29 protein-coding genes are annotated in these 26667 nt (G+C 37.2%); 5 read left to right on the top strand and 24 right to left on the bottom strand.

Annotated features, from left to right (window positions below; translation table 11 throughout):
• Positions 1-79 precede the first annotated feature (79 nt).
• Positions 80-1219 carry a twitch domain-containing radical SAM protein gene (locus ELS83_RS16545; protein ID WP_171596663.1) on the top strand — a complete coding sequence of 380 codons (1140 nt, stop codon included), beginning with the start codon at positions 80-82 and terminating at the stop codon, positions 1217-1219.
• Here the strand turns inward: ELS83_RS16545 and ELS83_RS16540 are convergent.
• The 19 genes from ELS83_RS16540 to trhO all read right to left on the bottom strand — a co-directional run bounded on the left by ELS83_RS16540 (position 1216) and on the right by trhO (position 15316).
• The gene (locus ELS83_RS16540; protein WP_171596662.1) at positions 1216-2025 is read right to left on the bottom strand and encodes a hypothetical protein; all 810 of its coding nucleotides are present in this window, start codon (positions 2023-2025) and stop codon (positions 1216-1218) included. The genes ELS83_RS16545 and ELS83_RS16540 overlap by 4 nt on opposite strands.
• A gap of 21 nt (positions 2026-2046) precedes the next feature.
• On the bottom strand, positions 2047-3078 hold the full coding sequence (locus tag ELS83_RS16535; protein ID WP_171596661.1) for a Rieske 2Fe-2S domain-containing protein: 1032 nt from the start codon (positions 3076-3078) through the stop codon (positions 2047-2049).
• The gene (locus ELS83_RS16530) at positions 3075-3524 is read right to left on the bottom strand and encodes a hypothetical protein (protein WP_171596660.1); all 450 of its coding nucleotides are present in this window, start codon (positions 3522-3524) and stop codon (positions 3075-3077) included. Before ELS83_RS16530 ends, ELS83_RS16535 begins: the two co-directional genes overlap by 4 nt.
• A gap of 2 nt (positions 3525-3526) precedes the next feature.
• Positions 3527-3748: a hypothetical protein gene (locus ELS83_RS16525; RefSeq protein ID WP_171596659.1), complete on the bottom strand. Its 222-nt coding sequence runs from the start codon at positions 3746-3748 to the stop codon at positions 3527-3529.
• A gap of 170 nt (positions 3749-3918) precedes the next feature.
• Complete coding sequence (locus tag ELS83_RS16520) at positions 3919-4593, bottom strand: hypothetical protein (RefSeq protein WP_171596658.1); 675 nt, start codon at positions 4591-4593, stop codon at positions 3919-3921.
• Between the two features lie 35 nt (positions 4594-4628).
• Entirely contained in the window at positions 4629-5279 is a 651-nt protein-coding gene (locus ELS83_RS16515; protein WP_171596657.1) for a hypothetical protein, read from the bottom strand.
• A gap of 55 nt (positions 5280-5334) precedes the next feature.
• Positions 5335-5670, bottom strand: a complete 336-nt coding sequence (locus ELS83_RS16510; RefSeq protein ID WP_171596656.1) for a carboxymuconolactone decarboxylase family protein — start codon at positions 5668-5670, stop codon at positions 5335-5337.
• A gap of 11 nt (positions 5671-5681) precedes the next feature.
• Positions 5682-6371, bottom strand: a complete 690-nt coding sequence (locus tag ELS83_RS16505) for a hypothetical protein (RefSeq protein WP_171596655.1) — start codon at positions 6369-6371, stop codon at positions 5682-5684.
• A gap of 23 nt (positions 6372-6394) precedes the next feature.
• A complete protein-coding gene (locus tag ELS83_RS16500) occupies positions 6395-7492 on the bottom strand; it encodes a nitrilase-related carbon-nitrogen hydrolase (protein ID WP_171596654.1) in 1098 nt (365 codons plus the stop codon).
• A 38-nt stretch (positions 7493-7530) separates the two neighbouring features.
• Positions 7531-8118 (bottom strand): hypothetical protein, encoded by a 588-nt coding sequence (locus ELS83_RS16495; RefSeq protein WP_171596653.1) that lies wholly within the window; start codon positions 8116-8118, stop codon positions 7531-7533.
• A gap of 57 nt (positions 8119-8175) precedes the next feature.
• The gene (locus ELS83_RS16490) at positions 8176-8925 is read right to left on the bottom strand and encodes a hypothetical protein (RefSeq protein ID WP_171596652.1); all 750 of its coding nucleotides are present in this window, start codon (positions 8923-8925) and stop codon (positions 8176-8178) included.
• 64 nt (positions 8926-8989) lie between these two features.
• Positions 8990-9424: a hypothetical protein gene (locus ELS83_RS16485; RefSeq protein ID WP_171596651.1), complete on the bottom strand. Its 435-nt coding sequence runs from the start codon at positions 9422-9424 to the stop codon at positions 8990-8992.
• Positions 9425-9445: 21 nt separating this feature from the next.
• Complete coding sequence (locus ELS83_RS16480) at positions 9446-10153, bottom strand: GNAT family N-acetyltransferase (protein WP_171596650.1); 708 nt, start codon at positions 10151-10153, stop codon at positions 9446-9448.
• A 6-nt stretch (positions 10154-10159) separates the two neighbouring features.
• A complete protein-coding gene (locus tag ELS83_RS16475; RefSeq protein ID WP_171596649.1) occupies positions 10160-10573 on the bottom strand; it encodes a flotillin-like FloA family protein in 414 nt (137 codons plus the stop codon).
• A 201-nt stretch (positions 10574-10774) separates the two neighbouring features.
• The gene (locus ELS83_RS16470; RefSeq protein ID WP_171596648.1) at positions 10775-11338 is read right to left on the bottom strand and encodes a hypothetical protein; all 564 of its coding nucleotides are present in this window, start codon (positions 11336-11338) and stop codon (positions 10775-10777) included.
• A 12-nt stretch (positions 11339-11350) separates the two neighbouring features.
• Positions 11351-12124 carry a hypothetical protein gene (locus ELS83_RS16465; protein WP_171596647.1) on the bottom strand — a complete coding sequence of 258 codons (774 nt, stop codon included), beginning with the start codon at positions 12122-12124 and terminating at the stop codon, positions 11351-11353.
• 547 nt (positions 12125-12671) lie between these two features.
• Positions 12672-13670, bottom strand: coding sequence for a tRNA dihydrouridine synthase (locus ELS83_RS16460; protein WP_171596646.1), 999 nt, complete (start codon positions 13668-13670; stop codon positions 12672-12674).
• Positions 13671-13697: 27 nt separating this feature from the next.
• Positions 13698-14231, bottom strand: a complete 534-nt coding sequence (locus tag ELS83_RS16455; RefSeq protein ID WP_171596645.1) for a GNAT family N-acetyltransferase — start codon at positions 14229-14231, stop codon at positions 13698-13700.
• Between the two features lie 29 nt (positions 14232-14260).
• Positions 14261-15316 (bottom strand): oxygen-dependent tRNA uridine(34) hydroxylase TrhO, encoded by a 1056-nt coding sequence (gene trhO, locus ELS83_RS16450; protein ID WP_171596644.1) that lies wholly within the window; start codon positions 15314-15316, stop codon positions 14261-14263.
• A gap of 209 nt (positions 15317-15525) precedes the next feature.
• Between trhO and ELS83_RS16445 the strand changes: the two genes are divergently transcribed.
• Together ELS83_RS16445 and ELS83_RS16440 are read left to right on the top strand one after the other, a co-directional pair.
• On the top strand, positions 15526-16572 hold the full coding sequence (locus ELS83_RS16445; protein ID WP_171596643.1) for an NAD(P)/FAD-dependent oxidoreductase: 1047 nt from the start codon (positions 15526-15528) through the stop codon (positions 16570-16572).
• 94 nt (positions 16573-16666) lie between these two features.
• Positions 16667-17734 carry an NAD(P)/FAD-dependent oxidoreductase gene (locus ELS83_RS16440; protein ID WP_171596642.1) on the top strand — a complete coding sequence of 356 codons (1068 nt, stop codon included), beginning with the start codon at positions 16667-16669 and terminating at the stop codon, positions 17732-17734.
• Between the two features lie 54 nt (positions 17735-17788).
• On the opposite strand, the gene rsgA is transcribed toward ELS83_RS16440, so the two are convergent.
• Positions 17789-18844: a ribosome small subunit-dependent GTPase A gene (gene rsgA / locus ELS83_RS16435; protein WP_171596641.1), complete on the bottom strand. Its 1056-nt coding sequence runs from the start codon at positions 18842-18844 to the stop codon at positions 17789-17791.
• A gap of 366 nt (positions 18845-19210) precedes the next feature.
• On the opposite strand from rsgA, the gene ELS83_RS16430 reads away from it, so the two are divergent.
• Complete coding sequence (locus tag ELS83_RS16430; RefSeq protein ID WP_171596640.1) at positions 19211-20257, top strand: 3-deoxy-7-phosphoheptulonate synthase; 1047 nt, start codon at positions 19211-19213, stop codon at positions 20255-20257.
• Here ELS83_RS16430 and ELS83_RS16425 read toward each other — a convergent pair whose 3' ends face one another.
• The 3 genes from ELS83_RS16425 to ELS83_RS16415 form a co-directional block, all read right to left on the bottom strand.
• Positions 20258-20998 (bottom strand): L,D-transpeptidase family protein, encoded by a 741-nt coding sequence (locus ELS83_RS16425; protein ID WP_171596639.1) that lies wholly within the window; start codon positions 20996-20998, stop codon positions 20258-20260.
• Between the two features lie 7 nt (positions 20999-21005).
• Entirely contained in the window at positions 21006-21509 is a 504-nt protein-coding gene (locus ELS83_RS16420) for a hypothetical protein (protein ID WP_171596638.1), read from the bottom strand.
• A 194-nt stretch (positions 21510-21703) separates the two neighbouring features.
• Positions 21704-24214 carry a S9 family peptidase gene (locus ELS83_RS16415; RefSeq protein WP_171596637.1) on the bottom strand — a complete coding sequence of 837 codons (2511 nt, stop codon included), beginning with the start codon at positions 24212-24214 and terminating at the stop codon, positions 21704-21706.
• 234 nt (positions 24215-24448) lie between these two features.
• Between ELS83_RS16415 and ppgK the strand changes: the two genes are divergently transcribed.
• The gene (gene ppgK / locus ELS83_RS16410; RefSeq protein WP_171596636.1) at positions 24449-25189 is read left to right on the top strand and encodes a polyphosphate--glucose phosphotransferase; all 741 of its coding nucleotides are present in this window, start codon (positions 24449-24451) and stop codon (positions 25187-25189) included.
• 79 nt (positions 25190-25268) lie between these two features.
• On the opposite strand, the gene ELS83_RS16405 is transcribed toward ppgK, so the two are convergent.
• A complete protein-coding gene (locus ELS83_RS16405; RefSeq protein WP_171596635.1) occupies positions 25269-26195 on the bottom strand; it encodes a CsgG/HfaB family protein in 927 nt (308 codons plus the stop codon).
• Between the last annotated feature and the right edge of the window lie 472 nt (positions 26196-26667).

The following is a 26667-nucleotide window of genomic DNA, read 5'->3' as shown; positions in this document are numbered from 1 at the left end:
TGTTCGTGTCTCTTTTTTTAACGACAATTTTCGCACATGTAATTTAATTTGTGAAATTTGTCTTAAAAATCAAGAAAACATGCCAAATCAAACACCTTTTTGTCTGATGCCGTGGGTGCACTACCATGTAGGGAATGCCGGGAAAGTTAAAGCCTGCTGTGTAGCCAATATTCCTTACGGAGATTGCAATACCGACTCTTTCGAAGAAATATGGAATGGTGATGCAATCACTCAAATTCGAGAGAAATTTCAGAAAGGTGAATCTGATAACAGGTGTGGAGTTTGTATGCGATTGGAAGCTGCAGGAGGGAAGAGTATCCGTCAGGAAACTCATGAGAAATTTGGAACCTACTTTGAGACGAATAAAGTAAATCTGCCCATTTACTTTGATATCCGATTCTCGAATGCCTGCAATTTTGCTTGTCGAACCTGTTGGCATGGGGCTAGTTCGGGCTGGTTTCCCGAAGCTAAAAAGTTGAAACGTAATTTGGGCGATGAGGCTTTATTGCAGAACATTACTGATTTTGATCGTTTCATAACAGAAACTGGAGACGCCTTGCTGCAAGCCAAAGAGATCTATTTTGCAGGAGGTGAACCATTGGTAAGCAAAGAACATTATTTATTGCTCGACTGGTTGGTGAAGAATAATGCCACTCAAATGAAACTGAGATACAATACCAACTTTTCGGTCCTAAATTTTGGAGGAAACGATGTTCTTAATTTCTGGAAACATTTTCCCGAAGTGGAAATTTTGGCCAGTATAGATGCGTACGGAAAACTGGGAGAATATATCCGGAAAGGCATGGATTGGGAAGTTTTTCAGGCCAATCGTGAGGCCATAAGATCATTGCAGCACATTCGTTTTGTAATTGCACCTACCATATCGGTTTTATCGGTAAAAAACTTGCCCGAATTGTATCGTACCTGCCTTATGGAACAGATGATAGAGGCCGATGGTCTTTACATTAACATGCTCGACAGACCCTTGTATTACAACACAAAAATATTGCCTGCTCAAATGAAAGAGGAAGTAGTTGCTGAATATCAGAAGTTTTACCATTGGGCCGAGAAGAAACAAATTCCACAATCGGTAATTGACCAATTTAAGGAATGTGAAGTGTACATGTTAAGCGAAAATCTATCGAAACATTGGGCGCAATTCGAGAAAGAAACTCAATTGCTTGATGACTTGAGAGGCGAATCTTGTTGTGATTTCTAGTTCTTCACCCTTTCAATTCCACTTTTCGGGTTCACATAAATCACCATCCAATCGTCTATTTTTACCAACTCTCCGGTTAAGCGAACCGGCTCAGCCACATAAGGCAATACCTCTTTGTTAATGGCTTCTTTTTCGCTTCCGCGGATCAGGAAATAGTTCACCTCTCCACTATAATTGGTAGCAGCCAGAACTGGTGGAATTCCTCCTGATATACAGCGTACTGCGCATGCTCGGTGAGTTTTACCAAATCCGGGCCGCATGGCACCGAAATAGCATTTTGAATCAACAATTTCGCCCTTAATGCTGTTCACTCCCAGTTTTTCTATTTTGGGTTGAATCATTTCTTTAATTGCAGGATCATTTAAAGAACTGACCTCCAAAATCGATTCGGCTCTTTTTGTTAATTCAAAAAGGGCTTTTCCATCGTCGTAAAGATAGGTTCCAACTATTTTTACTTTTTTCCCCTGTAGGGATATTTTATTTTCTTCTTCATAAATACCCACCAATTCTTCCACGCCAAACTTTGCATAGTTTACCAAAGGGATACTCTTAAAGATATGATTTCCATGAATGTCTTTGCCTTCGAGAAGTTTGATCATAGGAACAGGTTCGTTAAAATAATATCCCTCAATTGTACTTAACTGACCCAATTCAAACTTTGAATTCGAAACTTTTTGGTGATGCAATGCAATTACAACTCCCGATGCAACAAATACAAAAATCAAAACGAAAATGCTCTTTTTAATTGTTTTAGCAGTTTGTTTTGGCAACTTATTAATGTATCCAATGTAGAATTCATTTTTCATGCTCGTAAGGATTAATGGAATTTAAAGTTTTACTTGTTCACCTTTTGTTCCTGGCTGATTTGGAATGGGATCTACCAATATTTTATCGCCTAATAATTGCAAATTAAAAGTGGAAACTTTTTCTGTAAATGGTGGAGGAGAGCAGCCATCATCGGTGCGATATTGGTAGCCATGCCAAGGGCAGGTTATCAATCCGTCGATTACCTGACCTTCACCCAATGGTCCTCCCTGGTGTGCACACCTGTTGCTAATGGCCGAAAATTCATTTCCATTTTTGAAGATGGCAATTCGCTGCTTGCCATTGTTTACGATTCTGGCCTTTCCTTCTTCCCAGCTATTTATCGATCCCACCAAAAGATATCCATCATCTTTTAGTTCCTGTAATTGCCTATCGAGTTTTACTTCTTTCCATCCTGCTAGCAGGTGTAAACCAATTACCAGCGAAAATCCAATGCATAGAAATATTACAAGCAATGGCGAAGACTCTAGCTGTATCACACCAAGCATAACATGCATAATCACCAAAATATAAACCAGGTAGATAAGCATATGAAGTCGTTTCCAGAAATTTTGACCCAGGTTTTTTAGCCAAAAATCATGGCTTGTTGCTGCCATAAAGAAGAGAATAATCAAAGCAAAAAATCCCAATACCTGGAAGGGAAACTGAGCCAGAGATGTGTATTGTGTATTGGCAGTAAATAATGATATCAGCATATTAGAATCGCCATAGGCGTGAAACTGAATTAAACTCAAAATACCATGAAAAGCCGCAATAAGAAAGGTAGATACTCCCAAATGTCGACGGTTGTAAAGCATTGGTAAGAAGCGCGCTGAAAGTCGACATAACGGACCAATTATCAGTACTAAATGCAGCAGAAGCAGGCTTAAGCTGCCAAAGGCTCTAATCAGCAGGTTTACCGGATCGAGGTTGGGATGAATGATTGCACTAACACCCACAAAAGCCAATAAATAGCTGATGATAAGCAGTACAATTAGTAAATCGTAAGCTTTTTTCTGGGGGTTCCAATGAATGGCTTTGTATTGATGGCTCATGGTGTGATTGTTATCTGCTTGAGTAATTCATTTTTAATTGGATCGAACAATACAACCTGAATTTGTTCTTGCTGTACCAGCGAAGAAGGAAGTGAAAAGAGCTTCCCATTGGCTGAACCAAGATTGCCCAAATAGTACGCTTCGTCCATAATAAAATTTTGACTGGAAGAAATATAGGTGCCTACCTCCGGGGTTTTAAAAGGTGTGGTGATGATGACTTCCAATTGGTATTTTGATTTTTCACTATCGCTTCGAAGCAGAACAATTAAATTGTCATGACTCGATTTTGTCAGGATATTTTCAAGCTGAATGCTTTTGTTTAAAAAAACATTCTCTTGCATAATTTTATCTGGAATGACCAAAAAGGAAGAGATGAATCCTAGAGGAATGCAAATAGACAATACAATCCAGCTAAGAAGGTGTAGTTTTCTTTGTGCTTTGGTCATGATTATAGCTTTAAGAGTTTATACAATAAAATGGGCCAAAGGTATATGCTTGCAGGGCCAATAATTATTTTAAACCAGATATTGGTATTTCGAGTAGACTCATCTAGCTTTTTCATTCCAATAAAAACGAAAAACAGGTAAAAAAATACACCTGCCAATAAGTAAACAGCAAAGGCCTGAATGAGAAATTCAAGCAGAAAAGTAAATGATGTTGTAAATAGCATAGATCAATAATTTGTGGTGCTTGTCTATCTAATTTACGAAAATCAAATGAAAAGAGGTAGTAATTAGGCAGTAAGGGTGAATATGTAATCTTTTTGAGTGGCTAGCTGCCACAACAATCGGTATTCTTTTTCAAAAAAATACCCCAGAAATATCATCTGGGGTAAAGGTTTTATTCTCTTGTTTTTTTATTAATCACATATTGAAAGCCAATTGTGAATGTGTTGAAATCGACTTTAAAGCCGAGATCCTCCTCAATGGTTTTGTTGGAATAAGAATCAACTTCAAATTTAGATCGCATTCTGTTGTAATATAGCTGACCCACATTACAGGTTAATGCCCATTTATCGGACACAAAATAAGTAAGACCTGGTGTGACATTTGCTCTAAAGGCATACAATTTGCTTTCTCCATCTTTTCCAAAACCAACTGCCATATTCAGCCTGGTGGTAAAGTAGAGACGATCTTTTAATTTGCTGTACTTGGTCAGATATGGGTTGATTAAGAAGAGGTTACGTTTTTCTTTGTATGTGCCTTCATCTACAAGAATTACATCGTTGTCATAGTAGTAAACTGATCTGCGAAAATTCTTATACTTGTAGTGTTCAAATGTCAAGCCTAATCCAATAAGCGTGGATTCATTTACAAAAAAACCAAATTGTGGAGCAATCTTTAGATTGTCGGATTCTAAGTCTATGGTTCTATTGTTTTCAGGGGATAATAATTTTGAATGATCACTTCCATGAAAGAAAAACTCACCCCCGGTAATTACAGATCCTTTATTTATTTGTGCATTCAGCGTTGTACATAGCGTGAATGCAAACAGAAATGGTAAAATTTGTTTCATGTTTTTACATTATCGGTCTTTGTTACGGATTGGATTTATTCTCTCGATTTTTTATTGATTACATATTGAAAACCAACGGTAAAGGTGTTAAAGCTCACCCTTAAGCCATAATCTTCATCGATACTTTTATTGGTGAAATCTTCTGTTGTAAGTTTCGAACGCATCCTGTTGTAGTAAATTTGTCCCACATTGCAGGTTAATGCCCATTTATCGGATACAAAATAAGTAAGGCCTGGTGTGGCATTTGCCCTAAAGGCAAGCAACTTGCTTTCTTCATGTTTTCCAAATCCGACCATTAGGTTTAGTCTTGTTGTAAAGTAAAGTTTGTCTTTTAATTTACTGTACTTGGTCAAATAGGGATTAATCAAAAACAAATTGCGCTTGTCTTCATAGCTTTCAGAATTATAATACATCGATTCGTAGCTGCTCTTGTTCTTTGTATGCTCATAAGTTAAGCCTAAACCAATTAGTGTTGATTCATTTACAAAAACTCCTACCTGCGGAGCAAGAGTGAGGTTGTTTGATTCTATATCGGTAAACGTATGTCCACCATTATTTGGCTTTTGCGATACATCATTTGTGTTATAGTTTAAATAACCGCCAGTGATTACAGATCCTTTTTGTATCTGAGCATGTAGACTCGATAGAATAGTAATTGAAAATAGAAGTAGTAAAAAGTGTTTCATGTTTATTTGTTAAAGGTGAATTGTTTTATCAGTAATTTGAGATGTTGTATATCTACTATAGTATTTCTAATTCCTTCATTAGTTTGAAGGCGTAACGTGCCGATGGGTAGCAAATTGATCCGCCGCCTATTACCCCTAATTTAATAGCTTCAACAATTTCCTGTTTGGTACAGCTTTGTTCTAAACAGCCCTGCAAATGATACAATATGCATTCTTCGCATCGAGACAAGATAGAAATGGATAGGCCCGTAAGTTCTTTGTACTTTTTAGGAATTGCTCCTTCTGCGTAAACAGCATTATCCAGTTCGCCAAAACTTGCAAAGAACTTATCATTATCGGCCATCATTTGATTCAGCTCACAGCGTTTATCGTTTTTTTTCGAAATACTCATAACAACTAGCTTTATGATGGTTGATCCAACACAACAAAACCATTTAAGAGATCTTGAATAAGATCCTTATTTAATTCGTGAAGTGTACTGCTGGTCCATGTTACAAATTGAACCGATCCTTTTTCGTTTGAAAAATAATAGGAATTAAAAATGAAATTGATGCCTGAAAAATCGGTTTCTAACTTTCCGTAAAAAATCTGATTTTCGTTTACTGTTCGGACTTCTGTTTTTTTTATTTTTGCGATGCCACCGGTATTTTCCTCCATCATTTTCTTTGCAATTTTGAAAAGTTTATCGGCATCAATCGGTGTTACTTCGGTGATGATCACGCACCAAATATCAGTGTGTTTTGCCTGGAACGCAATTTCCGCCTCTTCGTTAAGTGTTGCAGGCGGTATTCTTTTCCAGATTTTATCGTTGTATTTTACTGCGAATTGATTTCTTTCACTTTTAACTTGCTTTTTGGCATTGGCAGGATAAGAGTACGGTTTCTGAATGGTATCAATGTCCAATATCTGATTCAGAAAATCAAATTCGTTTACAACGGGTGCTTCTTCCTGAATTTCAAAGCTCCATGTGCCATTGTTGTATACATAAATGGTATCGCCCAATTCAGTTACGGCTCGTGTTTGACTTTTTACACTTGTACCGCATAGAAGTAACGCAAGCATAAAAAGAAGGCTTTGTTTGGTTTTTATCATGATTAGGATTTTAAATGACAACTTTATTGATTTAGCCAGGTGCTTAAACTATCTAGCAAAACTTTCATTTCTTTGCCATTTTGTGGTAGTTTTTCCTTTGGCATATCCAAATGATTGGCAGGAATCTCCTCCTGGTATTGCTTAAAAATGTCCTTGGTCAACTCGATTGCGTACTGAGGCAATTTGCGATTTTCCCTGAATTTTGCAATTGGAATTTTGGCTTCCAGAACGCCTTCAGTCGTTTTGTCTAAACGAGCCATTACCTTACCACTTGGGGCTACAACCATAGAGTTTCCACCATAAGGTGAATCGGCAGGAATATTTGCCATTGCCGAATACACATTATTTGCCATGGCAGTGTAGATAATATCCGATTCGAAAAATAGGGTAGAAGTTCGCAGTATGATTTCAGCACCTTTCATTGTAAATGCCGAGAAAATAAAAGGATCTAACTGTACTGTGCTTAAAGCGATATTTCCATATTCGGTTCTCAAAACCGGCAATTCTTCTTCTATTCCATATTTTTCGATGAACTTTTCGCGAACACTCTCAACAGTAGTAGTTGTAATTTCGAAGCTAGAATAGAAACGCTTGATATTTCTGGGTTTCCAGATCTTTTTTAGGATTTCTCCATCGCGACCAATCACAGTGGTCAAACTTAAAATATGATCGGGCCATTCAGGATCGATGGCATAACTGCCAAAAATAATATAAGTATCGTATTGCTTTGCCAAAGCGCATAGTTCGCTTGTTTCCTCTCCGGGAATTTGCAAGGCCATTTGTACTTTGTCTTTTCTGCCACCATATAAATAACCTGTAAGCGGAAATTCGTGCATCAATACAATGTTCGGTTTGTCTCCGGTAGTGCAGGCTTCAACCACCAGGTTTTTAACCTTTTGTAGGTTTTCGTTAACCACCTCTTTGGCATTTTCTATTTTCTTTACATTTCTAACTGAATTTTGTATCAGTTTCAGAACCAAAGTATCTTTCTCCAATGGAACAGTTTCGTAGCTTCCATCTGAATTTACCATTTTCGGAATACTGTTTTGCTTTTCTTTCTGTTGACAAGAAATCGCGATGACACAAATGGTCAGTAAAATAGGTAGGATTAGTTTTTTCATATTTTGATTGGGCTTGTGAGTACTTGCCAGGCAAGTCCCTATTTTTCGTTATGCATTTTCAAACTTTCTTCTTCTGCTTTTTTCCAGAGCTCCTGGTTTTCAGGATCGGCCCAGGCCTTTTTTAATGCTTCTTTATGTTCTGGGTGATTTCTGTATTTGATATCGATAATCTGTTCTCTTGACGTTAGTGTAAATAGAATTCCAACAGCTCCAACAATCATGATTCGTTTAAGAATTGACACATAAAATTTGTCTTTACGAATAACATACATTATGGCTGAAACGATTATGGCGATGGAAAGTCCATTCAATCCTGTGATCAGATTAATTTCAGCAAAAGGATAAAGTAGTAACTTGAATAGTATGCCTATTAAACAAACAGATAAAGCCATACCAGTTAAAACTGTAGCAAATATTCTTATTCTGCTTACTTCTTGGTAGGACTCTTTCTTTAATATCTGCCTGAATGAAATGTTATTGAATAATGCAAAACTTAAATACATGTAGAGCAGTGACAGACCTGTAAAACTTATGGTAGTTAATACTGCAGAAAATGGCACTGTACTCAGGTTTAACAGAACAGATAGCACGGCCACTATAGCAAGGATTTTTTCTGTTTTTTTCATGATTGCTTCGGTCAAACGACCATATTTAATTCCATTTGTATGGAAATCTGGGCTATTTTATTCGATTGATTTTTCTATAAACATGTTTAACTTCTCTCCGTCGATGGTATAAACCCAAATGGTGTCGGTATACTTGTACGATTTCACGATACTTTTTAAATCTGGAAATCTGGCAGGTCTGGAAAACCCATTTTTGGAATAGAAAAGTCCATCTTTATAGTAAATTCCATGATTGCGCCTTCCTTGTTCTTGTAAGGCTATTAAAGCCTCATTAGGTAAAGTGAATTTGCCTTTTTTGAACTCTTTCCATGCTATTACCGAAGATTCTGATTGAATGGCATTTAGTACCAGTTGGTAGCTTTTAGAGCTGATTAATGTTTCCGAATCGAAATAAGGGTGTGGGTTGATGCCATTTGCCTCAAAGAAACTTTCTAATGCAAAGGAAAAGCAAGTTTGTCCTTCAAATTTCTCCGATTCAATAAAAGTTGCCGAATCGACTTCAAAATGAGGAATGTTTTTTCGGCCTTTTAACTTCGCCATCATTAATTTTAATTCCTGGAATTCTTTCTGTGGATCTCTTATAAACTGATGGATTTCAATAACTGTATCAAGAATATGATAATGAAAAACACTGTCTGATTTCTTTACATCAATAAGCTCTTTTGCTTTATTTTGCTTGAGTTTGTAGGGGTAAGAACTGTTTGCATCCTTTACATTATCTACATACAGAATTCTCGATTGATTCGAACAAGCGATTGTCATTAATAAAATAAAAGCAGCAATAAAATGGTGGATGTGTTTTTTCATGTTTGGATAGGTTTAAACTTAACTTCCTTTAACCAAGAGTGATATTCTACTAGCAAAAAATATATTACTCCATCAACTTCAATCGTTCTTCGCGGCGGAAGATGATTTTGGCAGAAGGAGTGAGGCCGATTTCCAACTCAATTTCCTGAAGATCCATATTGTCGATAGAAACTTCTTTTCTGATTTCGACAGCCTTGAATAAACCGATTAAAATGAAGTTCAAAAACTTGTTCTTTTTGGTTTTTGCAAGAATGGTTTCTTTTTCTTCATTGCTGATTTGGCGTACTTGCTTAAATCGGGCAAACAGGCGCGGAAGTAGTGCGATATCAACATCTAAACGAACCAACACAAAACCAGCTTCCTCGATATCAGGCTGTGCCTTGTTCAGGTTTTCAATTGCGTTTTTCAGTTTATCTTTTCCCGTACTTTTGATGCTGCTCCAAATTTCAGATCCTTTCTTTTTAGCGTCTCCCAATAAATCGTCTAATGCGTTTGCCATATTTCTTATAATTTGATCATTCTATTTTAATTTCAACCAACTGATTCTGCAATCCAATCTAAATCCAAGTTTTTTCACCAGATTTGTAGACGCATGGTTGTGGGGAAGGATATTCCCAAAAACTGCCTTGTTTTCATTTTTTCTCATTTGAATCAGCCCAAGCATTATTTCTATAGCATAACCTTTTTGTCGGTGCTCTTCGAGTACATGCAGAAAACCCAGTGCCCCATCATCATGTGTAAATCCCCAGGCAACCAGTTTTCCTTCTATCCAAATTCCTGCCGAAATGTCTTTGCTTAACCTGTCTTCAATATAATCCAGCGACAAGTACTCCTTATAATCCGAATTTTCATACATAAATTCTGTGTACGATTTGTCTATAGGCTTAATGTTAAGTTTGGGTAAGTCAGGAACTTCTTTATCATCCAATACAAAACGGTTGGTGGTCATTCTCCAATCTTCTTCACCATGCTTCAGTATTAGAGGAATCATCCAATCTTCCAGCGAATAGTAATACTTGCTTTTGTTATGATGCTTTTGCAGTAAAATAGACAGCTCCTCCTCAGAAAAACTTGCAATATGTGCCCAGTTATAATCGCTTTTGGCAAGAATTAATGCCGACTTTCCTTCAATATAGTATTCCATTAAAGGGTAGGAGTTGAGGAATCCTAATACAGCGATATTTCTGGACGGATTTGAATTCAGGATATTGAATAAGTTTTGATCCATAGGTTTTTATTCAAAAATAATCTCTTTTTCCTTTCTTGTCTCAATCTCTTTGTGCACTGCCTTTACCAAATCAATGCCTTTAAAATCTGATGCCGATGCTTTCTGAAAGCTAAGTTCTAATCCAGCTTTTTTGGCAGCAACCATTCCATAAACTACTTTGGTTACATTGCCTCCGGCAAGGGCATGAGCCTCCAATTCAAACCTGTCAATAATAATACCTCCTTTGGCGGCTATAATTAATGCTCTTATAATTTGAGCTACGGGAGATCTTCTTAGCCTCATAAATGTCAGGTCAATCATACTGATTCTTACTCCGGATAAGAGAGCAGAAAACCAGATTGCAACAGGAAAAAGATACAAAGCAAGGGGAATAGCTGCTATTACAATTGCGATGAATATAATGGTGTCAAGATTTTCCATATTAAGGTAGTTTTTATGAAGTCTTTTAATTATAACATAGGACTTTTAAATCTAAGAAAACTATCACACATAATCTTAATGAATGCAAAGAATCTGGCAATTCAAAATGATTCTTTATTATTTAAAGAGTAGGTATTGTTTTGATCATTGAAAACGGGTAATCCTATTTTTTAAAGCTGAGCCATGTTGCTGATTTACAGTCTAGATTAATTGGTAGGTGCCAATTACACTTAGAATTGCGATAACCGATAAAACAGAATAATAGCCTATGGCTTTGCCACTCAGTTTCAATGTTCGGCTTGCTTTCCATAAAATGCTGAACAGAATCATCAGAACAATTGCTGCAATCAGGTATTTGTTTGTACCTAACATGCTTGCAATTCTACCTTCATCCTGTAATTGTAATCCTCCAAAAACAATGCAGTAAAAGCGTAGAAAAACTGCAAAGAAAACTACCGAATAGGCAATTGTCGATTTGTTTTTGATACAAATTAGCAAGAATATCATGGCCTGGAGAATTGTAAACAATGGACCACCAATGGCAGACCATAAAGCATGGGATGCTTCGATAAACCTACCACTCTTGGGCGATGCATTGTTCAAACTCAAAACCATGTCATTGCCCAGGAACTCACCCAGGCACCAATGTCCAAACTCATGAAACAAATAGGAAGCAAATGCGATTGGAATAAATAGTATGGCAACTTTCCAATTGATCTGGCTTTCCTGTAGGTCTTTGCTGATTGTTTTTATAAAGTCTGCCATTAGCTTTTTGGTTTAGTTTAGACTAATTTTTTCAATGATATAATCTCTCATTTTAATTGGTAATGTTTCCAGTACAAATGCATTGTTGCGATTGTGTGTATCAACAACAATATTACTCATTCTTATCCGCGCGATACTGTATTGATCTCTTGAAGTGTAAATCACTTTGTTATATGTGTTTCCAGAAGCATTATAGTCGAATTTAAGACGGTATATGGGCTTAATGTTAGGAACAGGAATAATTGGAGATTGATATTCGGATTGAAGTTTTGAAGGCACAATATCAAAACCAGATTTTAGTAGCTTTAGTATTTTTATTTTTGGATATATTAGGATGAAAAGAACAAGTAAGCCTACAAAGATAAATCCTAAAAGAAATTCCAGGTTGCCAATATCAAATGCTCCATTCTTGGTTCCAATTATTCTTGATACTGTCTCATCATTGGCTATATATTCAATTTCAACTTGATCACCAACTTGAAATGATTCATCAAAACCGTACGATTGTCCTAAAATTGGTTGGTTCTCATGTTTAAATTCGTATCGAAACTCCAATGCCTGTTTTCCATTTACAGAACTATTGGTTTTATGGATAGAAAGAATTTTTCCGTCCACCTTTGCAGTATGATTTTTTTCGTATCGAGAATTCATAAAATCGATGTGTGGCAGAAATCCAACTAAAATAATTGTAGGGATCATTAAAATAAAGAATCCTACACCGACAAACTTGCTTGAAAATAAGGTTTTTACTCTTAGGGTAAATGGAATTTTACTCAACTGTTTCATTTCAATTATTCGAAATTGTTCTGTACTAATAAAATATTTTGTTATCTACCAAAACTACCAAAAGCACAGCAATATCCCATTTGTAAAATCATAAAAATGATTAATATAAAATCAATCTTTTTAAACAAATTAAAATAGATTCCAATAAAACAGTTGAGATAAATTTAATTTTGAAAGAGGAAAGAGGCAGTTTACCTGGCGAAAGTACTCTTTGATTATTTTTAAGTTGACCATTTTAAAAGGTATCCCCCTGCTATCGTATGAATCGAAGTGCTAACAAGATGATCTATCGCACTGTTACACCTAGTATTTGTGGAGGGGGGATGCGATCGGATCTAAACATACGATAGCGGGGGAGGACAACATGTACAAATAATTACAACATCATTTACGATTATTGATAGTACCAAAGTAGCATTCAAGATTTTAAAATGCCAGCGATATCGACAAACGAGTACTGAGAATCGACGAACGATACTTGACAATCTACGAAGCGAAATTAAGGAGGCTAGATTTTAATCAATCAATGGAGAAATTTTAAGATAGGTCAAGCTTGCTCACTTAGCAAAAATCGATTCACCGCAGCATAAACTTCTTCCGCATTTCTGGTACTCATTAAATCATTACGAAGACTCGAAGCACCATGAAAACCGTTGGTGTAGATTTTAAAGAACCTGCGCAGAATTGCAAAGTTTTTGCTATCTCCCCAGCTTTGGTCAAACAGGCGAGTGTGTTCCTTCATCAGTTCTATTTTTTCTTCCATTTCAATATCCCTTTTGTCAGGATCAAAAAACCAGGGATTCTTAAAAATTCCTCGACCAATCATTACGCCATCAACACCGTATTTTTCGCACTTTTCTAAGCCTTCCTGGTACGATTCAACATCACCATTTCCAATAATTTTGATATTTGGAGCCATTTCATCGCGAAGTTTTACCGCTTTCGCGATTTCGTTCCAATCGGCCATTCCTTCCGACATCTGCTTCTGAATTCTGCCATGAATGGTAAGGGCATCAATTGGTGTATTTAGCAAATGTGAAATCCACGATTCGGTAACTACCTGCTTAAAACCAATTCTGGTTTTTACACTTAACGGTAAATTGGTGGCTTCACGGGTGGCCAAAATAATTTCTCTGGCCAATTCTGGTTGAGTGATCAGGGCAGAACAGCACCCATTCTTTACCACATTTTTTACAGGACAGCCCATATTAATATCAATGGCATCAAACTCGGTTTCATTGGCAATAAACTGGGCAGTTTTATAGTACTTTTCAGGATCTTTTCCCCAAATCTGGGCTATTAGCTTTACATTCTTTTCTTTCAGAAGTTTTTGCTCCGACTCATTAATTTTCAAACGATGTTTTACCTTATCGTGCCCAACAGGGTGGCACATTCCCTCTACCGATGTGAATTCTGAAAATAGTAAATGAAGCTTCCCGCTGGCCGCAGTTTTTAATACCACTTCGCGAAAAGCAGTATCTGTAACATCCTCCATTGGAGCTAGTGAAAAATTAGGACTTTGTATATTTTGCCAAAAATTGGTCATTTTGTATTGTTTTTTGATTTTTCTGATCTACAGAAACTTGCGTTCGTAAAAAATTACAGCATCCGATGCTTTGCTTTCGGCGGCTATGGTAAAACCTGTTTTTTCCATCACCTTTATAGAACCAATATTCTCTTTTTCAACACCTCCTGCAAGAGAACGAATATTCTTTTGTTCTTCGCACCAACTTAGCAAACCTTTAATTAATTCTGTTCCAAAGCCTTTTCTCCAGGCCGATTCAGCCAGGAGGTATCCAAAGCGCATATCGATTAATTGCTTTTCAGAAACACATGCGTATAGAAAAAGGAAGCCAATTAATTCTTCCTCTGATTTTAGGGAAACACTTGAGAATATCCCCTCTTGTGAGCGTTCTTGTATCCATTGCTCCGCCTTTTCTATTGTATTGATGTTTTGCCAGCCATCTGGCAAAGCTTCAGTAACTTTAGGCGAAAGAATACCAATTACCTTTTCGGCAAATACATGTTGCTTTGTTGCCGTACTAAGCTGATTTTGCCAATCCTGAACGATTAATCTTTCTGTTTTAAATTCACAATTCTGACTCATTTTCCAAGGATTAATTTCATTTTTGGAATTTACGAATTGATTTTGTCTTTCGAAATATCTTTTAGCTTTGGCCTGATGCGCTGTCTGTAAATCTGACTCTTGCTATATTTATCGTGGAATTTAGAACGAAGTTTTACACGTTCTTCCTGGGGCAACTCAATAATTTCCTTACATTCATCAGTGCAACAACCATTATATTGTTCACGACATTCATCGCACTGTATAAATAACAAATGGCAGTCGTCGTTGGCACAATTGGTATGCGTATCGCAAGGCTTTCCACATTGATGACATTTTGCAATTACCTCATTGTTGATGCTTTCTCCAAGGCGTTCGTCAAATACAAAATTCTTTCCCCTAAATTTTGATTCCAATCCTAGTTGCTTGATTTCTTGTGCATAAGCAATAATGCCGCCATGTAGCTGATTGACATCCTCAAAACCATGATGCTTAAGGTAGGCACTCGCTTTTTCGCATCGTACTCCACCGGTACAGTACAAAAGGAACTTCTTATCCTTGTCTTTTGAAAAATCATTTACCACCATATCAATTTCTTCCCTAAAAGTATCAACATCAGGGCAAATGGCATTCTCGAAATGACCCACTTCACTTTCGTAATGGTTTCTCATGTCGATAATGATATTTTCTGGATTGTTTAGCTGCTCGTGAAATTCAACGGGAGAAAGATGATTTCCTACATTGGTAGTGTCAAAAGCATCATCATCCAAACCATCGGCAACAATTTTAGGTCTTACCTTAATGGTTAGTTTATAAAAGGATTTACCATCATCTTCAACGGCCCATTTAATAGGCATATCAGCCAGTTCTTTCCTTGAATTCATATCGGTAAAGAAAGCATCCAGATTGTGTTCTGGTACACTCATTTGTGCATTAATTCCTTCCCTTGCAATGTAAATTCTTCCTTTGCAATTCAGCAGAAACCATTTTTTAAATAATTCATCTCTGTATGCTTTCGGATCATCGAAATTTACATATCGATAAAAAGAAATGGTTTTACGCTTAAAATTCTCAGCTTCCATTTCCTTCATCAATTCTTCCTTGCTTAGTTTATTATATAGTTGCATTTTTTCCTGTTTTGAATTCGATACCTCAAAGGTCTTATTGTTATTTAGAATAAATAAGCGCTGCAAAAATAGTTCATTTCCATGAATCGCAAAGCATTTAGGCATAAAAAAGGACAAGTAAGTCTTTATTTGATGTAAAATGTTTAGGTTTGCTGCTGAAATCCGTAACTTATAGAGTAATTACACCATCGCATAATTCGCACTTTTAAATGAACAAAAAGTTTTTAATTGTAGGACAAGGAATTGCAGGATCCTTATTGGCGTACAATATGTACAAGGCAGGCTTAAGTTTTAAGATCATATCGAGCCTTGATTTACGAAAGGCCTCCGATGTAGCAGCAGGATTATTTAATCCGCTTGTTTTTAAGCGCCTTACAAAGAGCTGGATGGTAGATGACTGTTTGCCTGTTATGTTCGAAACCTATCGGGAGTTGGAAGAGCTTCTTGGACATCAGTTTGTGTACGAAAAAGACATTTTGAAACCTTTGTCGGAAAAGGAGAGTGAAATGTGGTTGGAGAGAAGAGAACAAGCTAATTTTACCGATTATATTTCTGATATTGGAATCAACAATGTGGCCAAAGGCTTAAAAGGATTTCAGCACTATGGAAAAGTGACTCAATCGGGCTATGTTGATTTGCCAAAAATGTTGAGGAAACTCCGAAAATTTTTCAAAAAAGAGGGCTTAATTATCGACTCTTATTTCAACTATAAGGATTTGGGCTTTATCGATAATCAAATATCATGGCATGGCGTTATGGCCGAAACCATTGTGTTTTGTGAAGGATTTCGAGCCATAGATAATCCGTACTTTGGTGATCTTGGCTTTAAACCAACCAAAGGAGAACTGATTGAAATAGAGTGCAAAGAACTTCAGGAAGAGTACATTTTGAATAAAAACCTTTTTGTGATGCCAGTGGGAAATCACCGTTTTAAGGTGGGTGCCACCTACGATTGGAATCATCTGGATGAGGAAACTACAGAAGATGCAAAACAAGATTTGTTGAGCCGATTGGAAAATTTAATTGATTTACCTTACAAAGTCATCAATCAATGGGCAGGAGTGCGACCAACCGTCTCCGATCGACGTCCCATTTTGGGAATTCACCCTTTGCACGAGCACATTGCAATTTTTAACGGTTTGGGTACAAAAGGGGTAATGCTGGCACCTTATTTTGCAAGAGAAATGGCTCGTTTTTTATCGGTAAACGATTATCCGCTTAGCAAAGAGATTGATATCCGTAGGTTTCTGAAGTAAAATAAGCACTTTCAACCAGCCAATGTTTTTCAGGCGTAACTTATTGTATAGTAACTCGTAGATAGTAGTTAATCGACTTAAACTACGAATACTTATGGAAAATCAATTCCTGATTGTTGGGCAAGGTATTGCCGGCTCCTTACTCGCTTACGATATGTATAAGGCAGGACTTCAATTTAAAATTGTATCAAGTCCCGATGAAAGTATGGCTTCTGATCTTGCTACCAGGAGATACAATCCAGCTATTTTCGATAAACTGGCGAAAAATTGGAATGTTGATGAACTTTTGCCAGTAATGACTAACCTATATAAAGACATTGAGAAAGAACTTGGTCAGCAGTTTCTTTACCCAATTGATTTTACTCAGCCTTTAAGCGATAAGGAAATCAAGGTATGGAACGAACGCATTTTTGATGGTGATTTTTCGGATTATATGGAGAGTGCCGACACAAGCTGGATCAAAAGAGGAATTGACAATTTTAATTTATTCGATCGAGTAGGTAAATCGGGCTATCTAGATTTGGCAAAGCTACTTGCCGAGCTAAAAAGCTTTTTTAGAGAAAAAGGTCACCTTCTTGAAGCCAACTTTAAATACCAGGATATTGGCTTTATCAATGGACACATTACCTGGCGAGGTGTCATTGCAAAAACCATCGTGTTTTGTGAAGGGCATCATGCAACAAAAAATCCTTATTTTAAGAGCATTCCTTTTGTTCCAACAAAGGGCGAATTAATAGAAATAGAATGTGAAGAACTGGCTGAGGAATATATCATCGATGAAAATATGTTTGTAATGCCTATGGGTAATTCACACTTTAAAGTAGGGGCAACTTACGATTACTCCAAACAAAATGGCAAGTCGGTTATCGATAGCAAAGCAGATTTACTTGAACGCCTAAATCAACTCTTAAGACTTCCTTATAAAATTCTAAATCATTGGTCGGGAATTCGTCCTGCAGTCTCCGATCGTCGTCCTGTTTTGGGTTGTCATCCAGATAATCAGCATATTGCAGTGTTTAATGGTTTAGGTACCAAAGGGGTGATTTTGGCTCCTTATTTTGCACGAGAAATGATGTATTCTCTCGTAAATAGAAATTACATCCTAGATAAAGAAATTGATATTCGCAGGTTTTTAAATGCGAGCATAGAAGTTCCAGTCTAAAGCATTAGGCTTAATAAAAAATGAGGCTGCTTTTAGGCAGCCTCATTTTATTGTTTATCGGTTTTTATAACCCGATTTTTTCATGTTCTTAATAATTTTGGAAAGGTGTTTGCCCTTCTGTTTTCTGTCTTTCGAGCTGCTGGCATAATGTTCCATTTCACGATTCAATCTCATAAAATTGTCATATTCAGCCTCCGAAATGTCACCAGATTTTGCAGCTTTTAGCACTTTACAACCTTTCTCGTTGGTATGAGTACAGTTGTGAAATTTGCACTCTTTTGCCAATTCGTCAATTCCTCGAAATCCAGATGAGCCCGATTCCGAACTAGCACTTGTAAGTCCAAACTCACGGGTTCCGGGCGTGTCAATCACAATTCCACCACTGTTTAGCACATACAATTCCCTCGAAGTTGTGGTATGTGCTCCTTTGTTGGTGGCCTGACTAATTTCTCCCGTTTTCAGTTTACTGCTTCCTTCAAGAGCATTGATAATTGATGATTTACCTACACCAGAAGCACCAATAAAAACATAGGATTTGCCAGTGTGAATTTTGGATTGAATCAATTTTAAATTGATATTTTGATTGGCACTTACGGGAATTGCCCCATAGGTATTCTCCATAAAATTCATCACTTCTCTTTGCTCAGTTGTAATTGCTAAATCAATTTTATTGATCAGAATAATAGCTTCGATATTACAATTTTGCAGTTGAACCAGGGTACGTTCCAACCTACGCAAATTAAGACCAATTTCAAGGCATTGTACAACAATGGCATAATCAATATTTGTAGCAATAATTTGTTCTGCTACCTCTTTCCCTGCCTTTTTACGCGAAAGATATGTCTGCCTGGGAAGTACGTGAGAAATAATTCCCAAATCACCATAGTCAAGAAACAAAACCCAATCGCCCGTTTTGGGTTTTTCATACTCTTCCATACCAAAAAGGAGGTTGCCAGCCAATTCGCATATTTTACTTCCACTTTCGTGGATAACAATACAATTGGATTTATTTACTGTAGAAACACGACCTATAGTCATGTTTTCATGATCGATATCGTTTAAGGATGAGTCAAAATTAGCAGACCATCCCAACTGTTGTAATGTATTCATTTGATTCGGATTACCATTCAGCTAATGATTTTAATTAACTGATTTTATGAGTAAAATTTACGGTATAAAATATTAGGTATCAAGAAATAATGATACCAATGTTGAAGTGGCGGCAAGTTGATTTAGGTCAAATCGATAGACTTGCCTATTCTGCGGACTCCGAATTGTATGTAGAAATCGATCTTTTAATCATGAGCTGCAAAGTTAGAAAAAATTGGTTGATAATCGTTAGGCTTCTAGTCGTTTGTATGAAAAACTCAATCAAAATGCCCAATCTTAAGGCTTTATTTTTCTTTCGATCAAAAATAAGAACTAAATTCGGAGCTTATCAGGTAAGAGACTAATTTGACCAAAATTATTACCCTTATGGTAGATCCAAGAATAGAAAACCTAAATGTAAGTGTAGAACAGGCCATTATTACCCCTTCGAAACTGAAAGAACAGTATCCCTTAAGCGAGAAATGTATCGAAACGGTGCATAAAGGCCAAACCACAATCAAAAACATTTTGAGTGGGAGAGATAAGAGAATTCTGGCCATTGTTGGCCCATGTTCTATTCACGATACTGATGCAGCCAAACAGTATGCTCAAAAAATGAAGGCATTGGCTGATGAATTGCAAGATCAGCTTTTTATCGTGATGAGGGTTTATTTTGAAAAACCAAGAACAACGGTAGGGTGGAAAGGATTAATTAATGATCCGTATATGGATAATTCCTGCCAGATAGAAGAAGGATTAAAGCAAGCAAGGGAACTTTTGGTTTATATTGCAGAACTGGGTTTACCAACAGCAGGCGAGGCTTTAGATATTGTGACACCACAGTACATTCAGGATTTGTTTTCGTGGACAGCCATTGGCGCACGCACAACCGAATCGCAAAGTCATAGAAATATGGCAAGTGGCTTGTCATCGGTAGTTGGTTTTAAAAATGGTACCGACGGGAATATCGATATTGCTTTGAATGCAATGCAGGCCGTGGCAGCTCCACAGAATTTTGTGAGTATCAATCCCGATGGCAATGTGGCGGTAGTTCGTACAAAAGGAAATACGAATACACATATTATCTTGCGTGGAGGAAAGGCACCAAACTATGAGGCTAAATATGTTGAAGAAATCGAACATAAGCTAAGCCGTTTGGATATTGCTCCAAGAATTATGGTAGATTGTAGTCATGCAAACTCAGGCAAAATGGCTGCCAACCAAAAGTTAGTGCTCGAAGATCTTGCTAAACAGATCCAAAATGGCAATCGTTCCATCATGGGCTTCATGATCGAAAGTAACCTCGAATTTGGAAAACAATCTATTCCTGTAAACAAAGACGATTTGAAATTTGGCGTTTCGGTAACCGATGAATGTTTGGATTGGGAATCGACCCAGGAAATAGTAAGAGATTTTTGTAAGAACCTGAAATAATTACTCGACCTGGTGCAAGCCATTGGTCAGGAATTTTACTCTTGGAACTTGTTTGGATGAATTAAATTTATCATAGGCTACTTTCAAAGCCTTCCATAGGTTTATTTTGTCTGTATCTTCTTGATATTTGGAAAGCAGCACTTCTATATTTTTATCGGATAATTTTGCCGGGAAAATGTGAACAGGAATATGTTTCTGACCGTTATTTTTGGCTTCAACACAGAATAGGTACAACTCTTTAATCAGCTCATCGGTAATGGGTAAACACCCCACAGTTACGCAGGCGCCATGAATAAAAATATCTCCGCCAGGATGGTTTTGATCGGCCAATATCTTATCCGATTGATTCGGATAATTGATGCCCAAAGAAAGGTGAAAATTACTGGCCGGATTGAATCGATCGATATAATAAAACCCCTCAGGAACCTGTAAATCGCCTTGTTTTCTTTTTGGGCCAAGTTGGCCTGATTTCCTGCACACTTTGTATTCTTTCAGGAGCTTATATCTGTTGTCAGTCTTGTTTTTTCCCCACAACTGTATCGATTTCCCGAATTTAAATGCACGCAAATACACCTCCAGTTGATCGACTTTAATATTTTTGCCTTCGAGAACTTCAAGTATTACTTGTTCTTTTTCTGCATAAGCATCGCGAACGCGAGGATATTTTAATTGTTGGGATTTGAATCCGGAAGTCATGGCAATGGATTGAAGTAAAAGGGCAAAAGTAAGAACTAATTTCATTTGAGTGTTATTGATTATAAACCGCCTCTATTTCCTTTTTTAGTATTTCCAGTTCTTCAATGGGCACTTTTACCACAGTTTCAATGTTCTGGCTTTCCGATTTGAATTTTAGAGTTGCCAATTTTTCGTTTGAATATACTGGGTTTACTTCTACCTCTATATCTTCTTCGCTAATTTCAACTTTATTGGATTTGAACATTTTGTAATCTGCTTCATAAGTTATTTTGCGAGTATCCAGGTAGATCATTTCCTTGCCATATTTGTTCCACAAGAATAATCTTAAAAAATAGTACCCACATAAACCAAACACAATATAAAAAATCACGATTGCCGGCGATACTTCTCCTATTGTAATGGCTACCAAAATTGTTGATAGCACTGGAATTGTAAAAAACAGGATCATAAAAGTTTGCAAAACGATTCTTGAAAATCGTGAGGATTGTGGAGAGTTAAAAGTAATTTTTCTTAGCGGATTGTCGAGAAGTTCAATAGTGCTTTGCATTTGATTCATCAGTTATATTGTTTACTTGTTAAAGCTAACAATAAATGATGAAAATACATATGTTCTCATAATTTAGCTGTTAGAGCTTACAAGCTCTATATTCATTGTTTACTTTAAGATTAATCCATCTAAAAAGAATCTTACTCCACAAAAAAATCCCGATCTGCAAAGCAAATCGGGATGAAAAATATCATGCAAATGATTTAGTAATTTTTAGGTTTTTCATTCTGCATTTCGATAAAATCGGCTCCTTCGCGATAATCGCCTAAAAGGTGCTTACAGAAATATTCGCTTCTTAACCAGAACGAATACTCGCTCATGTTACCAAAGCCATGACGCTGGCCAGGGTAGATAAAGAAATCGAATCGCTTGTTCGCCTTGATCAATGCATTTGCAACGCGTACTGTACTTGCAGGGTGAACGTTGTTATCGATATCACCGGTTACCAATAAGAGTTTTCCCTTCAGGTTTTTAGCCAAACTAGGATTGGTTGCAATTTTGTACTGGAAAGTAGTGTCTTTTTCGGTAACAACCTCTTTTACACCATGATGGGTTTCACTCCACCAACGGTTGTAAATGTTGTTATCGTGATTACCAGCTGCCGAAACAGCAACTTTAAAGAAATCAGGATATACAAACATGGCAGCTGTAGACATGAAACCACCACCTGAGTGACCAAAAATACCAACTCTGCTGATATCGATAAAATCGTGACGATTTGCCAAACGTTCCAAAGCAACTTTCTTGTCCAGAAGAGGGTAGTCTCTCATGTTCTGATATCCGTAGTTGTGATACCATTTCGAACGATCTGGATGACCACCTCTGTGTCCAACAGTTACAACGATGAAACCAAACTGAGCCATACGGTCTGCACGATCCATGCGAGTAGAGAAGCTCTTGTATACAGCTTCGGTTTGCGGACCAGGATATACGTAGGTTAAGATTGGATATTTCTTGTTTTCGTCGAAATCGAAAGGCTTGTACATTACACCATAAAGATCGGTAATGCCATCGCCAGCTTTAACTGTGAAAATTTCCGGGAACTTGTAACCAGCTTCAAATAGCAATGAAAGGTCAGCAGTTTCCAGATCCATAAGTTTATTACCACGGTTATCGTATAGTTTCGATTCTGGAACAGTGTTTACTCTCGATGAGTTGTCCACAAAATAGTTGTTCTGATCGTTCAGGCTTACTTCATGGTTAAAATCGCCTTTATTCAACAGCTTTAATCCGGTTCCATCAAAGTTTACACGGTACAGGTGGAAGTAATAAGGATCTTCTCCTTTTTCGTGACCATTGGCAGTAAAATAAAGTACCCTGTTCTTTTCATCAACTCCTTTTACTTCATCGGCATGCCAAGGACCTGATGTAATTTGATTTTTCAAATTGCCTTCAGCATCGTATAGGTAAAAGTGAGCCCAGCCATCGCGCTCCGACCAGTGAATGAATTCCTTGCCATCGTTGATAGTTACCAGGTTACGGGTTTCGATATAAGTGTTTAATCTTTCCTCGATAATTACTTTTACTTCGCCAGTGCTTGTGTTAGCCGAGCAGATATCAACTCTCTTCATATCACGACTCTGACGTTTGAAGTAGATCACATCGCTTGTTTTTGAAAGCCATTTTGAGAACTTCAAATCATCATCAGCATTCGATTTTTTTCTAGGAGCACGTAAAATACGAAGCGTTTGGTCTTTCCATACATCAGCTTTTACCTTTACCGATTCCTTTGATTCAAAATCGAATACCAACATTTCATATTGTGGCGCATCCTTTTCACCGGCCATATGATATTTGTAGGTTTCTAATGTTGGACGACCCTTTGCAACCGAATTCAACACCCAAAGATCTTTCACTTTTCTTTCGTCTTCGCGGATCGTTGCAAATTTTTTCGAGTCGTGAGAGAAAGTTACATAAGCAGCTTTTCTGTCATCTTTTTCCTTCTCTTTTTCGGTATTGGTTTTGCCATAGCCAGTATCGCCATATGCAAAATGCTCAAGGCCATCAGTAGTTAGCTGGTGCTCTACAATGGTTGTGTCCTTTTCATTTTTCTGTGCTTTTTTGTAATTCTCGGCATCCATCCAGTATAGGTTATGGTGCTTTGCAAAAATCACATACTCCTCATTTGGAGCTACCGAAGCCCATTTCTTTTGTTCCAATGGCTTTTCATAGTCATCTAACAAGCGTAGTTTACGGCTTGCCAATTCGTATTCGAAATGCCAAACCTTGGCAACCATTTTCTTCTTTTTATCCTTTTTCTTGCCGTCTTTTTCTTCTTCCTGCTTATCGCCGTTCTCCTCTTCTTCTTTTTCTTCCTCTTCGGCCAATTTACTTTTCACTTCGAACTGAATTACTCTTTCATTTTTAATGAACTTCAGTTTTTTAATGTCTGTGTGTTTGGCATCGAACGGATCACCCGTAAGGCGACTCATATCAGCAGCCATTTTTACAGGATCGAAAAGTTTGGTCTTCGAATTTCTTACCGGATCAACCAAATAGTAGTTTAAACCATCAGAAGTTTTGTAGGTATACCAGAACTTTTGACCATTCTTCAACCAATGTGGTCTTACCTTGGTCGAGAATACCATAGACTTCAGTTTGGTAGGTGAGAATTTTGCAGGCAATTCATAATTTGCCTGTGTAACAGGTGTTTTCTGAGCAAATACACCAATTCCTATTAACAAAAACAGGAAAGTCAATAAATGTTTATTCATGATTGGTAGTTGTTGTTTTATGCATTAATGCAATTAAGACAATAAAAATAAGGAAGAGGACGAAATAAAAGGAGGAAATTTTCACAATTTCGATAATGATGTGATTTTTCGGGATGTAATTCAATAGTAAAGATTTATTTCGGTGAATTCATTACAATTATTGCCTTGTGTTGAGAATTTCCTCCTTTGATTTTTGTATTTTTATTGATCATTTAAAAACCACAATCAAAATTTATGAAAATACTAGGAATAGATATAGGAGGATCGGGAATTAAAGGAGCTCCGGTGAATGTTGTAACGGGCGAACAGTTGGAAGAAAGATTTAGAATTCCAACACCTCAGCCATCTACACCCGAAGCTGTTGCTGATGTGATAAAGGAAATCGTTGATCATTTCAATTGGACAGGTCCTGTGGGTTGTGGTTTTCCTACCATTATTTCGCACGGAAAAGCAATGGCACACGGCAATATGGATCCTTCATGGATTGGCGTTCAGGTCGATGAACTTTTTAGCAAGAAAACCGGACTGGAAGTTACAGTAGTGAACGATGCCGATGCAGCAGGATTAGCCGAAATGAGATATGGAGTTGGGAAAGATAAGTCGGGCCTGGTAGTAATGGTTACCATCGGAACTGGTTTAGGTTCTGGAGTATTTTATAACGGACACTTGTTGCCAAATTTTGAATTGGGGCAGCTCAAGTATAAGAATGGAAAAATTATTGAAAAATATGCAGCCGATTCAGTTCGAAAAAAAGAAGAATTGAGTTTTCCGGAGTGGGGGAAAAGGTTCAATGAATTTCTGCATCATGTAAATTTAATATGTGCTCCTGATTACTTTATTATAGGAGGAGGAGCAAGTAAGAAGCTTCACAAATTCGAAGATGAAATTGATGTGGAAGTTCCTGTTTTGGTAGCCGAATTCCAGAATGGAGCTGGTATTATTGGGGCTGCTGTGAGTGCCAATGGGCTTAAGTAAGAATTGATTCAATCTACAATAAACAAGAAACGCAAGATGAAATGCCATCCTGCGTTTTTTATTTTTAGGATTGTTTCTCCTATTTTACCCTAACAAAGTTTCCTTTGGCAAAACCTGAACCTTGTACAATGGAGCATTTCGATGCTTTTCCATTTCCTACGCTTGCATCTGTAATTTTTATTTCTCCTATTTTGGAATCCACGCTACCAAGTGAAATTCCCGTGTCCGGATCAATTAAATCTTCACCTTTGCTGTAAACTGAAAATACGTCGCCAACTTTAAGACCATCAGCTTCGCCAGAATTGATAAATACAACTCCGCCCTTTTCGGTGATCACTTTGGCTTGCCATGGAATGTTATTTGCACTGTTATCTATCATGGAAACAACATCTTCAATGGCTTCCCTGGCGGCCTTTCCAACCAAGGATTCATCAAAATCTTTCCGGTCTTTAAAGGCCAGTTTATTGGTTCTTAACTTTAAACCTTTTGCCGATTTCTTTTTACGAACATTCTCGGCAGTAATAATTTCACCTGTGTTTGTATTTACCATTCTCACATCAACACCTACAACAGCCTGCTGGTTCGATACTCCAATACCAAGTCCTTTTATGGCACCACCGGTTTCTCCCTTTTTGTATCCAAATTCAGAAACCGAACCAATCACTGCAATTTCGACACCCAATACCTGGCCAATTTTTGCTGCACTTTGTTGGGTTACTCTACCGCTCTGACCAAAATCCTGTTCATTTAAAATTCGATCAATTTCGGCACGTTCCATCACTCGGTAGTTTCCCGATTTTACCAATGCAGTGGTAAGCATATCGCTAACACCGTCACCAACTCCCTTGTTGTTCCACCATCTCCAACTCTTATCTGTTTTATCTTCAAAAACAAAAACTGCAATTCGCTTTTTAATTTGTGGTTCTTGTGCCGATACTTTAAAAGCTATGAAGGAAAATAAGATAAGTACAACACTTATCCTGATGTAATTTCCGTATTTTTTCATTTTGGTTTAAGTTTAGTTAATATTCTAAAAATCAATAGATAAAGTAAGTTACGGAAATTTATGGAGCTTGTAAAGGGGGGATTTTGATGTGGATTTTTCTTTTTTGTTTGCAACAAAGGCAGTGCAAACTTTCATCTGATTATTTACCTGAAAGGCCAATTTTATTCTCTTCCAGGTCTAAAGATTGAAGCGACTGTCAACCTGGGTTTGTGGTAATGAACTAAATTGTTGCCCTTGCTTCTTTTGATTTGTTCTGGGAAATCACTGCAACGGCATGTTCGAATTTAGATATTATTTAGCGTTTTAGACTTAGTTTCAAGCTGGAAGGTCTCTTCATTTTTGGCTTGACCCAAAAACGAAGCAAAAAGCTCAAGGCTACATGATAAATCCCACCTTCATTGTTGCAAATTCTAAGTGCAACCGGCTGATCTTCGAACAAGTTCTCAGCTTCCGGTTTTACTAAGAATTTGCT

The organism is Marinifilum caeruleilacunae (assembly GCF_013141825.1).
GTDB classification, from domain to species: domain Bacteria; phylum Bacteroidota; class Bacteroidia; order Bacteroidales; family Marinifilaceae; genus Marinifilum; species Marinifilum caeruleilacunae.
Note: the sequence above shows the minus strand (reverse complement) of the source record. Positions and strands in the feature narration are given on the sequence as shown.

Bases quoted from the DNA above. Each gene is read 5' to 3' on its own strand.
- ELS83_RS16545 (WP_171596663.1), top strand. From the start codon at position 80: ATGCCAAATCAAACACCTTTTTGTCTGATGCCGTGGGTGCACTACCAT.
- ELS83_RS16540 (WP_171596662.1), bottom strand. From the start codon at position 2,025: ATGAAAAATGAATTCTACATTGGATACATTAATAAGTTGCCAAAACAA.
- ELS83_RS16535 (WP_171596661.1), bottom strand. From the start codon at position 3,078: ATGAGCCATCAATACAAAGCCATTCATTGGAACCCCCAGAAAAAAGCT.
- ELS83_RS16530 (WP_171596660.1), bottom strand. From the start codon at position 3,524: ATGACCAAAGCACAAAGAAAACTACACCTTCTTAGCTGGATTGTATTG.
- ELS83_RS16525 (WP_171596659.1), bottom strand. From the start codon at position 3,748: ATGCTATTTACAACATCATTTACTTTTCTGCTTGAATTTCTCATTCAG.
- ELS83_RS16520 (WP_171596658.1), bottom strand. From the start codon at position 4,593: ATGAAACAAATTTTACCATTTCTGTTTGCATTCACGCTATGTACAACG.
- ELS83_RS16515 (WP_171596657.1), bottom strand. From the start codon at position 5,279: ATGAAACACTTTTTACTACTTCTATTTTCAATTACTATTCTATCGAGT.
- ELS83_RS16510 (WP_171596656.1), bottom strand. From the start codon at position 5,670: ATGAGTATTTCGAAAAAAAACGATAAACGCTGTGAGCTGAATCAAATG.
- ELS83_RS16505 (WP_171596655.1), bottom strand. From the start codon at position 6,371: ATGATAAAAACCAAACAAAGCCTTCTTTTTATGCTTGCGTTACTTCTA.
- ELS83_RS16500 (WP_171596654.1), bottom strand. From the start codon at position 7,492: ATGAAAAAACTAATCCTACCTATTTTACTGACCATTTGTGTCATCGCG.
- ELS83_RS16495 (WP_171596653.1), bottom strand. From the start codon at position 8,118: ATGAAAAAAACAGAAAAAATCCTTGCTATAGTGGCCGTGCTATCTGTT.
- ELS83_RS16490 (WP_171596652.1), bottom strand. From the start codon at position 8,925: ATGAAAAAACACATCCACCATTTTATTGCTGCTTTTATTTTATTAATG.
- ELS83_RS16485 (WP_171596651.1), bottom strand. From the start codon at position 9,424: ATGGCAAACGCATTAGACGATTTATTGGGAGACGCTAAAAAGAAAGGA.
- ELS83_RS16480 (WP_171596650.1), bottom strand. From the start codon at position 10,153: ATGGATCAAAACTTATTCAATATCCTGAATTCAAATCCGTCCAGAAAT.
- ELS83_RS16475 (WP_171596649.1), bottom strand. From the start codon at position 10,573: ATGGAAAATCTTGACACCATTATATTCATCGCAATTGTAATAGCAGCT.
- ELS83_RS16470 (WP_171596648.1), bottom strand. From the start codon at position 11,338: ATGGCAGACTTTATAAAAACAATCAGCAAAGACCTACAGGAAAGCCAG.
- ELS83_RS16465 (WP_171596647.1), bottom strand. From the start codon at position 12,124: ATGAAACAGTTGAGTAAAATTCCATTTACCCTAAGAGTAAAAACCTTA.
- ELS83_RS16460 (WP_171596646.1), bottom strand. From the start codon at position 13,670: ATGACCAATTTTTGGCAAAATATACAAAGTCCTAATTTTTCACTAGCT.
- ELS83_RS16455 (WP_171596645.1), bottom strand. From the start codon at position 14,231: ATGAGTCAGAATTGTGAATTTAAAACAGAAAGATTAATCGTTCAGGAT.
- trhO (WP_171596644.1), bottom strand. From the start codon at position 15,316: ATGCAACTATATAATAAACTAAGCAAGGAAGAATTGATGAAGGAAATG.
- ELS83_RS16445 (WP_171596643.1), top strand. From the start codon at position 15,526: ATGAACAAAAAGTTTTTAATTGTAGGACAAGGAATTGCAGGATCCTTA.
- ELS83_RS16440 (WP_171596642.1), top strand. From the start codon at position 16,667: ATGGAAAATCAATTCCTGATTGTTGGGCAAGGTATTGCCGGCTCCTTA.
- rsgA (WP_171596641.1), bottom strand. From the start codon at position 18,844: ATGAATACATTACAACAGTTGGGATGGTCTGCTAATTTTGACTCATCC.
- ELS83_RS16430 (WP_171596640.1), top strand. From the start codon at position 19,211: ATGGTAGATCCAAGAATAGAAAACCTAAATGTAAGTGTAGAACAGGCC.
- ELS83_RS16425 (WP_171596639.1), bottom strand. From the start codon at position 20,998: ATGAAATTAGTTCTTACTTTTGCCCTTTTACTTCAATCCATTGCCATG.
- ELS83_RS16420 (WP_171596638.1), bottom strand. From the start codon at position 21,509: ATGAATCAAATGCAAAGCACTATTGAACTTCTCGACAATCCGCTAAGA.
- ELS83_RS16415 (WP_171596637.1), bottom strand. From the start codon at position 24,214: ATGAATAAACATTTATTGACTTTCCTGTTTTTGTTAATAGGAATTGGT.
- ppgK (WP_171596636.1), top strand. From the start codon at position 24,449: ATGAAAATACTAGGAATAGATATAGGAGGATCGGGAATTAAAGGAGCT.
- ELS83_RS16405 (WP_171596635.1), bottom strand. From the start codon at position 26,195: ATGAAAAAATACGGAAATTACATCAGGATAAGTGTTGTACTTATCTTA.